This window comes from Flagellimonas onchidii, from assembly GCF_004804315.1.
Taxonomy (GTDB): domain Bacteria; phylum Bacteroidota; class Bacteroidia; order Flavobacteriales; family Flavobacteriaceae; genus Flagellimonas; species Flagellimonas onchidii.
The window spans coordinates 1-14070 of the sequence record NZ_SRXX01000001.1; the positions used below are offsets into that span (position 1 = coordinate 1).

The 14070-nt window shown below is 39.2% G+C and carries 8 protein-coding genes; 6 read left to right on the forward strand and 2 right to left on the reverse strand.

Translation table 11 applies throughout. The features are described from left to right. Window positions 1–232 precede the first annotated feature (232 nt). The gene (locus tag E4661_RS19645) at window positions 233–505 is read left to right on the forward strand and encodes an integrase core domain-containing protein (protein ID WP_417936343.1); all 273 of its coding nucleotides are present in this window, start codon (window positions 233–235) and stop codon (window positions 503–505) included. A 268-nt stretch (window positions 506–773) separates the two neighbouring features. Here the strand turns inward: E4661_RS19645 and E4661_RS00010 are convergent, their stop codons facing one another. Continuing rightward, entirely contained in the window at window positions 774–1367 is a 594-nt protein-coding gene (locus E4661_RS00010) for an RNA polymerase sigma factor (RefSeq protein WP_136464765.1), read from the reverse strand. Window positions 1368–1482: 115 nt separating this feature from the next. Between E4661_RS00010 and E4661_RS00015 the strand changes: the two genes are divergently transcribed. The 5 genes from E4661_RS00015 to E4661_RS00035 all read left to right on the forward strand — a co-directional run bounded on the left by E4661_RS00015 (window position 1483) and on the right by E4661_RS00035 (window position 11900). Beyond that, window positions 1483–2646 carry a FecR family protein gene (locus tag E4661_RS00015; protein WP_136464766.1) on the forward strand — a complete coding sequence of 388 codons (1164 nt, stop codon included), beginning with the start codon at window positions 1483–1485 and terminating at the stop codon, window positions 2644–2646. 160 nt (window positions 2647–2806) lie between these two features. Then, window positions 2807–6193, forward strand: a complete 3387-nt coding sequence (locus E4661_RS00020) for a TonB-dependent receptor (RefSeq protein WP_136464767.1) — start codon at window positions 2807–2809, stop codon at window positions 6191–6193. A 32-nt stretch (window positions 6194–6225) separates the two neighbouring features. Further along, complete coding sequence (locus E4661_RS00025; protein WP_168796290.1) at window positions 6226–7761, forward strand: RagB/SusD family nutrient uptake outer membrane protein; 1536 nt, start codon at window positions 6226–6228, stop codon at window positions 7759–7761. A 212-nt stretch (window positions 7762–7973) separates the two neighbouring features. Next, a complete protein-coding gene (locus tag E4661_RS00030; protein WP_136464769.1) occupies window positions 7974–9599 on the forward strand; it encodes a sulfatase family protein in 1626 nt (541 codons plus the stop codon). 996 nt (window positions 9600–10595) lie between these two features. Further along, window positions 10596–11900 carry a glycoside hydrolase family 172 protein gene (locus E4661_RS00035; protein ID WP_136464770.1) on the forward strand — a complete coding sequence of 435 codons (1305 nt, stop codon included), beginning with the start codon at window positions 10596–10598 and terminating at the stop codon, window positions 11898–11900. A gap of 1147 nt (window positions 11901–13047) precedes the next feature. On the opposite strand, the gene E4661_RS00040 is transcribed toward E4661_RS00035, so the two are convergent. Continuing rightward, window positions 13048–14052 (reverse strand): family 43 glycosylhydrolase, encoded by a 1005-nt coding sequence (locus tag E4661_RS00040; protein ID WP_136464771.1) that lies wholly within the window; start codon window positions 14050–14052, stop codon window positions 13048–13050. Window positions 14053–14070: the final 18 nt, after the last annotated feature.

Consider the following 14070-nt stretch of genomic DNA (forward strand, 5'->3'; position numbering starts at 1 on the left):
ACAGAGAACAAGCGGATTATTTCCCTAAATTTAGCCTCTGAAATCCTTGAACGGTATAAATACTTGTTAGACATTGATATGACTGGACTTAAGCAAAATTAAAAAACGCTTAAGTTGTCATGACCCTAACTTTAAATTTAAGGATATGAAAAATAAGGGTCGACAACGGTCCAGAGTTCACCTCGTCAATTTCCAATTGTGATGCAAGCACAAGCATATCGAAATCAAGTACATCCAACTCGGCAAGCCTGTTCAGAACAGCCTTACCAAACGTTTCAACAGGAGCTATCGTCAAGAAGTGCTCAACGCCTACTCGTTTGAATCGTTGTCCCAAGTGAGAGTGCTGACCGAACAATGGATGGAACATTACAACGAAAAAAGACCTCGTGAGGCTCTACAACCAAAGGAATTTTTAAAGAAATATGGAAAAGCTAGCTTTTCTATAGCAAATAACCAACTAATTTGCAAAACCCAAATCGTAGCTAATCTAGGGATACTTACATGACCTTCTTGTCAAGAATGGATTCTCAACAATCCATATCCCATGCTATGAGCATGGTGCTCTAGCCAACTGAGCTGCGAGATCTAAAAAAGGTGACCGTGGGAATACAGAATTTGGACTTTTTGGAGGAAGACATTGAAATTGAAACAATGAAAAAAACAATATCTGGAACAGGTTCTGGATTTATGAACCAAATTTGACTATCTCTGATGAACATTAGTTTGAATATTTACACTCCTGGGAATAGAATCTCGTAAAGACCCTTTTCCAATCAAAACGAATAAACCTGTCTATCCCCAAAAAGTAAAAATAAAATAAGATTGGCTTTTTCGCCGATTCTTTCCCGTATAATTTTATAGGCCTTACTTATCTGGGTCTCAACAGTTCTTTTGGATAAATTTAAATGCTCCGCTATTTCATGATTGGTAAGCCCATCTTGTTTGCTGAGTAAAAATATCTTTTTGCATTTGGGCGGCAAGTTCTGTATTTCTTGCTTTACATAGCCAATAAGTTGCCTTATGGTATCTTCGGTTTCTTCCACAATATTATTTATGGATGTATGGAACTCAGATTCCAATTCTTTAATGGAAGTATTTTTCCAATACTGGTTGATAAACTCGTTGTATGCGGTTTTGATCAAAAAACTTTTTATGGGATACTTGGGATTAAGTTTTTTTCGAAACTCCCATGTCTTGATAAATACATTTTGTACGATATCCTGTGTTAATTCATGGTCATTGCACAAGCTCAATACGTAGCCATACAGATTTTCGTGATAGGTATTTACCAAATAAACATACGCATCCTCATTCCCTTTTTTCAGGGATTGGATTAGAAATAGATTATACTCAAAAACTTTGGCCATTTATTAAAATATCAAATAAATGTTATGTAAATATTGTCAATGTATAAAAAAAATGGTTAAAAAAATACGTGTAGGCAAATTCTAATCTGTATTATATATAAAAGCTCAGCTAACTATGCCCGATATTGAAAGACGGCTTATCAATTATTTAACACGCACCGCAAGCAAGGAAGATTTGGATGTTTTATCAGAATGGATAAAAAATCCCGAAAGTAAAAAAATCCTGAAAAGCTATGCCAAAACCCACTTTGTTATCTCTAGATATATGACTAAATCAGATGGTGATAAAATCAGGGAGGAACTGATTAGAAAAATTAGGAAAGACAAGTTTGCTATCACTAGAAGAACTATGCTTAAGTACACCGGTGTCATTATTGTTTTGGTGTCTTTGGGCTATTGGTTCTATTCAACGCAACTCTCCATTCCCACATTCTCGGATACTCATGAAAAAATTGTTATCAAGGATGAAAATATAACCATCAAGTTAGGAGATGGTAGTGTTAGGACCATTGATGTGGAAAAATCCTCCCAAATAGTTTCATCCGCAGGTAAAATTTTGGGAAACCAAAATGGAAAGGGACTGGTGTACACTTCGAATGCCACAGAAGAGCTTGTTTACAATGAATTATATGTGCCTTATGGTAAACGTTTTGAGCTGACTTTATCAGATGGCACCAAAGTATTTTTGAATGCCGGAACCTCTTTAAAATACCCAATCAATTTTATTGAGGGCATGCCTAGGGAGGTATACCTAAAGGAGGGGGAGGCATTTTTTGAAGTCACGACGGATGAGTTACATCCTTTTAGAGTGAATGCACCAGTTTTGGATGTGGAGGTTTTGGGTACCAGATTTAATGTTATGGCTTATCCAGAAGATGAAAATTCGGAGATAGTTTTGGTTGAAGGTTCTGTAAAAATGAAATCGAATATATCCTCGGATAGTAGTAATGAGACAATTCTACGCCCAGGCATCAAGGGATCTTTGAAGAAAGCTTCAAATACAATTAGCATAGAAAATGTGAACACAAGCATTTACACCTCATGGGTCAACGGGAATATAGTATTTAGAAAATCCCCATTCAACAATATCATCAAAAAACTGGAACGGCATTATAATTTGACCATTATCAACAACAATGAAACACTTTCTGACGATTCACGAACATTTAATGCAACAGTTGAACTTGATCGGGAGTCCATTAATGATGTTTTGGATTATTTTCAGGAAATCTATCAAATAGAGTACACTGTAATCAACAATAAAGTCATAATTAACTAACTAATCCTTTAAATGTAGAGCCAATGAAATAAAAATTCAATCAAAACCAACAAAATGTTTTTTCAGGAAAGCCTGAATAAAAAAACGGGAAATGCTGCTACATTCCCCGTTATGGAAGGCATTAATCCTGAGGATTAATAACCAATTAACACGTTAAAATATGAAAAAAAAGCTTAATGCTAAAAACCTCGGTATGGGGTTTAAGTTTGACTTAAAGATGAAAATATCACTGTTATTTATATTTGTTGCAGTTTTCTCTATTCAAGCAAGCACCTATTCCCAAAAAACCAAGATTTCCCTTAATGTTGAAGACTCTTCCATTCAAAGGATTATCGATGAGATCGAAGCTGTTTCGGAATTTAAATTCATGTACGAAACGGATGCTGTAGATTTGACCCGGAAAATGACCCTTAAAGTGAGAGGGTTAAAAATTGAAAAAATACTCAAAAGACTTTTTTTGGAGACCGACACATCCTTTAAGATTCGGGATCGCAAAATAATTCTTGTTAAAAATCAAAAAATTGAAAAAGAACCAAAGGTTGTGGTCGAAGCTCCGATACAGCAGCAAATTACTGGTACGGTGGTTGATTCAAACGGACAACCATTACCGGGTGCAAGTATTGTTGAAAAAGGTACTACAAATGGAACCCAGTCAGATTTTGATGGAAACTTCCAACTAAATGTTGCCAGCGAAAATGCTGTATTGATTATCTCTTATATTGGATTTTCCACTAAAGAAATAGATGTAAATGGACAAAGCACTATAAATGTGACTTTGCAAGAAGACGCTGCCAACTTGGATGAAGTTGTTGTGGTAGGGTATGGTGTGCAACGAAAAGCAGATGTAACCGGATCTGTGTCTCAAGTTGGTGTGGAAGAATTACAAAGCCGTCCGGTACCATCATTTGCAGGAGCGCTACAAGGTAGGGCAGCGGGTGTCAATATTACTGAAACAGGTGGTAATTTAGATGGTAGGTTCAATATAAGAATTAGAGGTGTTGGATCGGTAACCGGTTCCAGTGACCCCCTTATTATAGTGGATGGGGTGCCGTTGTTCAACGTAGGGAGTTTTTCAACCATTAACCCAAAAGACATAGTGGACATCACTATTTTAAAAGATGCTTCCGCCACTGCTATATATGGGTCCAGGGCGTCAAATGGTGTGGTAATTGTCACTACAAGAAGAGGTGAGGCAGGTAAGGCAATATTGACAGCTTCGGTAAATGTGGGTATTGAAGAAATAGCCAACCCCTATGATGTGTTGAGCACCCAAGAACAACGTCAACTGTTTGTTGAGGCTTTTGAGCACTCCAATAGGGACAATTCAGCTTTTTTGGACCCTAACGATCCAATATTTCAAATTGATAATGATTGGCAAGATCTGGCTACCAGATCAGGTATTCGCAAAGAATATAACGTAGGTGTTAGCGGTGGATCGGAAAAAAACACCTATGCATTTTCGGCAACTATGTTGGATAGGGAAGGTACCCTACTGAATACAGATCTTAAATCTTGGAACTTACGCGCCAATATCGACTCCAAGATTACCGAACGCCTGAAGATAGCTACCAGCATTTCAGCATTTCATCAAAGACAGAACGTTGTCAATAACGATTCATATTTTGGTGGAGCATACCGTAGTCTAACAACTAACCACTCGTACACCCCGGCCTTTGATGAAGATGGAAACTTAGCAGGTGAGTCCAGAACGAGCAATCCTTTTTTTGGTGATAACTTCAACCCCTTGGTAGGAATATTACTCCCGGTTAGAGAGCGTAACCTTACCCGTATTATAGGCAATACGCGAATAGACTACGAAATATTGAACGGGCTTAAGCTTTCTGGCAATCTGGGTGGCGATATTCTAATCAACAACAATCGTGACTTCTTTCCAGTTCATGATATAAGTGTCAGAAATAGAAGGGCTTTAGGCTCTGTAACCGAAGCCCGTATCCAAAGGATCAACTGGTTGGCAGAAGCTTTTTTGGAATACACCAAAAGCTTTGGCAAGCACAATACTAAAGTATTGATAGGGGCTTCGGTACAAGAATTTGACAGAGATGACGTCTCCGTAACAGGTACAGGAACCATTAACAACTCTTTGGATCAAATAGCAAATCAAACGGATTATAATGCTGGCAGTTTTGCTGTTATTTCTGGTCTAAACTCCACTTTTGCCCGTTTAAACTACGATTATGATGGTAAATACTTATTGACCGGCACGGTTCGTAGAGACGGTTCTTCACGTTTTGGACCAGAAAACCGATATGGTGTTTTTCCTTCAGGTTCTGTTGCATGGAGAATTTCCAAGGAAAATTTCATGAATGACATAAACTTTATCAACGATCTAAAGTTTAGGGCAAGTTATGGTCTTACAGGTAATCAAAATATTAACGATTTTGAATTCATTACCAGAGCTGGGGCAACCAATACTGTTTTTGGAGATGCCCAAGTAGTTGGGAACTCACCTGTTAATATTGGTAACCAAGCATTGCAATGGGAATCTGCCAAGCAACTGGATATTGGAATGGACGCCAGTTTCTTAGGTGGCCGTTTAAATATTGAGGTAGATTACTACGATAAAAAATCAGAAGATTTGCTGTTACGGCCAGCCATTCCTTTGACTGCTGGTGTGGGTCAGCGACCATTGATAAACCTAGGTTCCGTGCAGAACAAGGGGGTTGAATTTTCATTTAATTCCATAAATGTTCGATCAGAGAACTTCTCATGGGCCACTGACTTCAATATCACCTATAATGAAAATAAAGTATTGGATATTGGTGAAAATGGTATAGGGGAGCCTTTGATATTGGAAGGGGATAGGATTCCATTGCCCAACGAACCTATCAATCGTACGGAAGCAGGAAGACCTATTGGTGCTTTCCATATGTATATTTTTGATGGTATATGGCAATTGGGCGAGGAGGCTGAAGCTGAAGCTTGGAGACCGGGTACCGTGCCAGGAGCAGCAAAATATAGAGATATTAACGGGAATGGTATTTTTGACACAGGAGATAGAACTTATACGGGTACCAATCCACACCCCAAATTTTTTGGAGGGTTAAATAATACATTTACCTATAAAAATTTGTCCCTCTCTGTTTTTATGAACTATGCTACGGGGTATCAATTATTTAACAGTGCCCGTAACTTTTCGGCCAGATCGGTACCTTTTATACAGAACTTAGGCGAAGTAAGAAATCGTTGGACACCTACTAATCCTTCCAATACAATACCGAGAGCTTCCCAAGGAGGGCCTACCACTTTTTTGTCTACAAGAACCTCTACCAGATTTTTGGAAGATGCTGATTTTTTACGGATAAAGAGCATTGGTCTTACGTATAATTTGCTAACTGACATTATCCAAAAAATTGGTTTTCAATCTGCCAAACTTTCTCTGACAGGAATCAATCTATTTACGATAACGAATTACACTGGTCTTGATCCAGAGGCATCCAGCGCAGGCAACTTTTTAAGTTTGGGAGTAGATCACACGCCATATCCATTTGTGAAAACAGTAACTATGGGCTTGGATGTAAGTTTCTAAGATTATTTATGAATTCTAAAAAACATATATATATGAAAAATATACAAAACATGGTTTTGATCACTTTAATGGTCTTTATCGCTAGTTCTTGTGATGATGTTTTGGAACCGGAACCGCAAGGGCAGATTCCATTATCTGATTTGTTCACCGATGAAGACAATGCCATAACTGCGGTTAATGGCATGTATAGTGCACTAACGGGTATTTATAACAATGCTATGGGTCGAATGAGTATAATGGCCAGCGATGATGCCTGGACTTGGAGAGCAAACGAAGAGGCAACCGATTATTTTATTGTTGAGGACATTAATGGGCAGGCCCAAACGTTTTGGAGAAACTCCTATATTTTGATAGGAAGGACCAATAGTGTAATAGAAGGACTTCCCAATGTTCCTTGGGAAAATCCTGAACTTGAAAGTGCCTCAGAAGGACAGGCCAAGTTCATGCGTGCACTCGCCTATTTTAACCTGGTACGCTTTTATGGTGCCGTTCCCTTGATTCTCAATCAGATTAGGGTACCTTCAGAAGCCGCCGTGCCAAGAACTTCAGTACAGGAAGTATATAACCAGATTGAAGCTGATTTGAACGACGCCATTAATCTTCTCCCTACATCATATTCTGGTGGAAATGGTCTGGAAGTCGGAAAGGCTACACGATATGCGGCCCAAATCCTTAAAGCCTATGTACACTTGGAACAAGAAGAATGGGCGGACGCCGCTTCACTTGCCACTGGTTTAATAGGCACTGGTACACTGTTAAACTTTGCCGATAATTTTAATGGCACTAACGAAAACAGTAGTGGAACCTTTTTTGAAATACAATATGGTGGTCCCGGAACCCCAGCCTCTTCTTATCTGGGGTCCGGAAATGCATTTCGACCTTTGGAACTTTCGGGTAATGCCCTTATGTTGCCTACAGATGATAACTTCATAGATGGTTCGGGAAATTCTATTGCGGGCGTCTCTGCTGGCGGAGGTTTTTTACAAGCTTTTGAAGCTGGTGACAACCGGAGGGATGTAACACTCGGTAATACTTTTAACGGAACGATATTGGGTAATTTTATAGTCTCTGGAGCTCCCGACGGTTCTTTGTTTTATGTGACAAAATACTATAATGAAGCGGCAACACTCAGTCAGCAAGGAAGCCCTTGGAACTTTCCATTATACCGTTATGCGGATGCCCTATTGGTTTCTGCTGAAGCATTGAATGAACAAGGTTACGTAGCAGGTGGTGATGCCTTTGATTATCTCAATGAGGTTCGTATACATGCAGGATTATCGGCCCTAACAGCTACTGATTTACCAAACCAAACCTCATTTAGAGCTGCTGTAGCACAAGAAAGACGTATTGAATTTGCTTTTGAGTTCAAACGCTTTTTTGATTTGAACAGATGGGGAATTTTGGGTGACGTAGTAGGAAACCAATTGGAACTTTTTGGGCTTACTTTCCCTTCCAATAGGGCTCCTGTTCATCCTATTACGGGAAAATCATACTTTTTATATCCGGTACCAGCTATTGAGTTTGCAAATAATGCAAATTTGGGAGATCAGAATCCAGGATATAATTAATTGAAGAAAGGAAAACAGTTTATATATAGAACTATTATCCATAACCATAACAAAGTTTTATTAGTGACCCATTTTTAGGTTGCAATGAATAAAATACTTTTTATTTGAGTTAGTTTGTTGCAGGCATCCTTGCCTGATTAGTTTGAGCAAAACCTCCGGGCTTCCGGAGGTTTTTGATAAATCCAAAAAAATAAGCATAACAAGTGTTTTTGATGAAAAAAAATCAATTCCCCGTTCGAGGTACTGTAAAAAACAATCGTATTAAGCTAAAACTTCTCTTTTCTGTTTTTGTATATACTCTTATTGGATGTACGCAGGAAGACAAGCAGATTTCCGAATCACCTCCCAATATAATTTATGTGCTGGCAGATGATCTGGGCTATGGGGATATTGGTGTTTACAATCCAGAAGGGAAAATCAAAACGCCAAATTTAGACAAGTTGGCCATGGAAGGAATGCGATTCACAGATGCCCATACCAGCTCGGCCGTTTGTACACCTACGCGTTATGGAATAATGACCGGGCGCTACAATTGGCGTTCCACACTTAAGCAAGGTGTGCTTACCGGAAGATCTAGTGCTTTGATTCCTGCATCACGGACCACCGTGGCCTCAATGTTAAAAAAACAAGGCTACCATACCGCTTTTATTGGAAAATGGCACTTAGGTTGGGACTGGGCCGAAAAAGAAGAGGGCATTGACCAAGGGGAAGGCTGGGATGAAAAGGATTTTGATAATGTGGATTTCTCAAAACCTGTTAAAAACTCCCCTAACGATTTGGGCTTCGATTACGCTTATGGCCATAGCGGGTCGCTGGACATGGCCCCATATGTGTATGTTGAAAATGGAAAACCTACAGCCCTTCCAACCATCACCACTCAAAACACCGAGAAATATACCTGGTGGAGAAAGGGACCTACCGCTCCTGATTTTGTGCACGAGCAGGTAACGCCCAATTTTTTCAACAGGGGGATGGATTATATAAAGGAACGGGCCAATGGTGGCAAGCCTTTCTTTCTTTATTTGCCATTGCCGTCCCCCCATACACCTATACTTCCATTGGAGGAATGGCGGGGAAAGAGCGGACTGAACCCCTATGGTGATTTTATGATGATGATTGACCATTACATGGGAAAACTTCTCCAGACCGTGAAGGAAGCAGGCATTGAGGACAATACGCTGATTGTATTTACGAGCGATAATGGCTGTTCCCCAGAGGCAAACTTCAATGTGCTGATTGAAAAGGGACACGACCCGAGTGGAATTTACCGGGGGCACAAGGCAGACATTTTTGAAGGAGGCCACAGGGTGCCGTTTATTGCCAAATGGCCTGCAAAAATCAAATCTGGAAGGGTGAGCAATGAAATAATCAACCTAAATGATTTTATGGCGACAGCGGCAGCCATAACAGGCTACCGATTGCAAGCCAATGAGGGAGAGGACAGCTACAATATTATGCCCGTTCTTACCGGGGAGACCTTGGATGTGCCCCTTAGAGAAGCTTCGGTACACCATTCCATCAATGGGAGTTTCGCTATAAGAAAGGGAGACTGGAAACTGGCAATGTGCCCAGGTTCCGGAGGTTGGAGCTTTCCTATACCGGGCAATAAAAAAGCCTTGGACACTTTGCCCTCTATCCAATTGTATAATTTAAAAATGGATCCGACAGAAACGGAAAATTTAATGGAACGATATCCCGACAAAGTCAAGGAACTGAAAGGATTATTGACCAAATATGTGAAAGAGGGCCGGAGCACACCAGGGGAGTCCCAACAAAATGATGGCCCCAAAAATTGGAAACAACTTTGGTGGATGGGTGATGGGGATAAGCAATCTTAAGCCATACTTTCCAAAACAAACGGGTTCGAACTTTTTGGGTCAATGAAATTTTTAAAACAACCTGCTTGTTTTCAATGAGATAGGGGTATGGAAAAAGGGGATTTTCACTCAATCTGCGAAAAATCTCCTTTAGTGACTTAAGAGAACAGAATTCGAACTATAGGAAGATATTGAAATTATTATCAATGAATCGTTTCATATCAAAAGTGTTTCTTGATTTATTATCATAACAGTACCGTTTTCTTTATCCAATAAATTCCAGCTGAAGTTGGAATAGGGGGCTTACTTTATTGTATCATCAATTCTTCTCTTACAAAACCTAAATGATTATTGATGCTAAAATTAAATTATATAAACATTCATAACTTTGCTTAAAAAGAAATGAATCTGGCGGAATCGAAAAGTACCAAAAAAGAATTAGTAGAATGGATTCGAACTATTTCGGATTCCACATTACTACGGCTTCTTACATCCCTTAAGCAAGTATGTTTGATAGTACAGAGATAAAAGAAGTTAAGAAAGCCTTAAATCGTGTCGAGTATGGAAACATGGCTTAAAAATAGAGTGTTTCGCATTTTTGTTTGACAGCATTACTATTAGAAATTTAACTTTTAGAGGAATTTTTTAGTTCATAAAGTATCGTAATATTCTATAGATCAGATTCTTGTTTATTTAGAGTAATTCAAATCATCTACATTTTAAAATATTGGATTGTACATTTTAAATTATGCGACACAAAATGGACTGTTCGCCAACGATATTATCAATTATGAAATCAATATTCATTGAGAAGGGCTGGATATTTCTAAAACAATTATAGCGGAGGCAAAAAACTTGATTTCACACCTAACTTGTCCAAAATCTCCATATTTTATCGTATTTTGATTCAGGGTTATGCAAATAAATTAAAAGGGTTGCTTTTACAACTTTTTGATATTGAGTGATTTACACACATATCCTATATGTTTTAACAACATTATACAATACAAATTGATTATGAAAAATATACCAATAACAGTAGCTATTGTCAGTATCCTGCTAATAACAGGGTGTCAGCAGGAAAAGATTGAAGTATTTACTACTGAACACATTAATACATTGTACAGAGCAGCACCCGAAGGTGTAGAGACCCGTTGGAGCAGCCCCGAAAACATTCATGCCGAACGGGGCAAAGGTGCACAGTTCAATAAAGGAGCCAAAGGCAAGGCCTTTTTTGTACTGGCACCCGGAGAAAAGAAAGTCATTTTTGATCAGAAAGGTACAGGGCTTATTACCCGTATATGGCTCACTGGCACGATGATTTTGACCAAGGAAGCCCGTAGGGAAATGACCATAGAAATGTTTTGGGACGATGCAAAAAAACCAGCAGTGTCAGCACCCCTTACCGATTTTTTTGGTGTGGGCCTAGGAGAAACGGCAGCCTTTCAAAGCGCACTTTTCTCACAGCCCGAAGGCAGGTCGTTCAACAGTTATGTTCCCATGCCTTACCGAATGGCAGCCAGAATAGAGATTACCAATGGGTCTGAATTTCATACCATGCTCTACTACGATGTGGATTTTGTAAAAGTATCGAAACACCCCGATGACGTCCTCTATTTCCATGCCTATTGGAGCAGGGATTTAAAAACCCAATTGGGCAAGGACTTTGAAATACTCCCTAAAGTGAGCGGCAGAGGGCGTTACCTTGGCACCAATATTGGTGTTATTGGAAACCCCGATTACAAAGGCACCTGGTTTGGCGAAGGTGAAGTAAAAATCTATCTGGATGGCGATAGCGATTATCCCACACTGGCAGGTACGGGCACCGAAGATTACATAGGCTCCGGCTGGGGGCAGGCCATATACGGAGAGCAATATCAAGGATCTTTAATTTCCAACAAACAAAACTACCTTTACGCCTTTTACCGTTACCATATCCCAGACCCAGTGTATTTCCATAAAAAATGTAAAGTCACCCTACAGCAAATAGGCAATGCCCAAAAACCCAAAATAGAGGAAATGCTGAAAAACGGCATAGAGCTTCAACCCGTATCCCACTTTATATTTGATAGGTTTCCAGAAATCAGTACAGCGCCTATCTTCAATAGCTTACTTTCTATGGAAAATCCGCCCACATTGGATGAAGTGGGCAGTGAAACCGGCATCAATTTTTACAGAAGGGATGACGTATCGGCCACCGCTTATTTCTATCTCGATAAGCCCTCAAGCAATTTGCCCACATTACCGTCAAAAGAATTGCGCCTAAAAGACCTTAAGGAACGAGTATATAGTGTTACCCAAAATGTGTCGACACAGATGTAAAATGTAATAAACCGTAAACAGATAAAAACCAGAATCTTTGAACAGATGATTCTGGGTTCTATTGCCCAGCGAGGCTTTATAATGTAGCAGCACAAACCCAAACTAACCAAAACCTCTTGGTTTACAGATACTTCCTATGGGATTCTATCCATTATAGGTTGTACAGCGGGGCAAAAGGTATGCGGAAAGGCGTAAACAAATACTTTATGGTGGTTTCATGTCCGAGAAAAAGCCGCAGAGTAGTTTGCGTTCAACTAAGTGACGTTTTTGACATTACCACCAAACCAGTTTTGCTCCCGAAAAGTCTTATAAACAAATTTGCTGTTAAAGGATAATTGGGTAGATTGCATAATTGAAAGTAAGCTGTAAAACGCTACATGTACAACACGCCAAAGTTCAAAGAACAGGCTGTCCACCATAGTTTAGGACATTATAAGGGTTGTTATGAATAATGTTGAATAAGAATTTTACTTCAGATCGATACTTTGTACTTCTCAATAAGTTAAAAGACAACAAGTATTTGACCCTAAGATATCTGGAAACAATGATGATAGATTGCGTTAAGCACAATTCAATCATATTGACTGGAGTAAGTGAAGAAAAAGCTGAAATAGTCAGGAAGGCCGTCCTGGATATGAATGTAAAAGGATTTTATTAAAATATAGTAAAAACAGCCAAAACTCGGACCTAAATAATTTTCTGCTCCATAAGCGAATTAATAGGCATTGTAGGAGCAAATCCTTGTATATCCCTATAATCAATACTTCACTTCTCAGGCTCAGATTAGGAATATTAAGTTAACACGCGTTATTGATTTTTGGAGATATTGTTTAATGAACTCAAAAATAAAATATTTACAACCATTGTTTTGTGCACAGTACGGACATATTTTTCCCCTCCATATCAAAATATTCAATGCGTCAAAATTATATGGAATATTGGAAATGAAGTGTTTAAATGTTGTCAATTCAAAAAACAAATGGTTTACTGCATTACCTGTGCATACCAAGGCAGCTCTATTTTTGTAGTGTCGAGCTTCTAATGAATCTTGTTCTCGTATTTAAGTGAACTTTTTACAACTGGAAACTATGACAAGGAGGGTGAGTAAAGCCAGTATTTATATAGAAATTAATGTCCATGTAATACGTTATTTTTTTATTTCATATCGTATAAGATACGATTCATCTTTATTATGCACCATGGAAACACCCCAATCCAGGCCTTCTCCCGTAACGGAAAGATCGGTCAAATCTTTACGGAATACTCCGGGAGCATTGGGTCTGTTCTTGACTTTTACGGAGAGTTTATTGGAAAGAAAATCGATTCCATCGGGCGCGTATTCAAAGGTATGGCTGATGGATGCCAATGCCATGAGTCCCGTTTTTTCCTGCCAAAGCATCACTTCATGGCTTTCGGGTAACAGAGGTTTGTCCATTTTGGTAAAAGGGCCTTCAGGTTTCTTGGAAAAGGCTACACCCATTTGTGTATGTACCGGTCCACTACCCCCGTGGGCCCTACTACGACCTTTGTAATATAACCAATAAAGTCTATTTCTATATAATAATACGGCATCGTCTATTCGGTAGCTATCGAATTTTTCAGGCTCTATACTTACCTTCAGTACAGGTTCGTGGCTATATCTTGTAAATGGACCATTGGGCGAATCCGCTACTGCCAAACCGATTGCGGTAATGTCATTACTGGAATTGTTTTCAAAGGCGCCATCGGGGTTGCCCGGTGTGGGTTTTACCCCTGTGTAGTAGAGGTAATATTTCCCTTCGGCATAGAGGATATTGGGGGTAAAGGTGGCTTGGGAATCAAACGTTCCTTTTTTGCCCAATCCCAATACTTCGCCTTGCTCTTTCCATGTGTATCCTTTGTCTTTGGAGGTTGCATACCACAGGGTGCCCCAATACCCAGGGGAGCGCCCATAGACTTTGGTATAATACACATAATAGGCATCTCCTACCTTGATTACATCGCTAGGGTCTCTGCGCGTGCAACCTTTTTCATGCCCTATACCCTTTAGTTCATCATATTGAAATGTAATTTGGGAATAGGTTTCTTTGATATCGTTAATGACCTTATTTTGCGCTTGAGCACAATAAGTCATTGATAAAAAAACAGTTGTTACAAATAACGCTTTTCTCATTTTTATAAATCATTATTA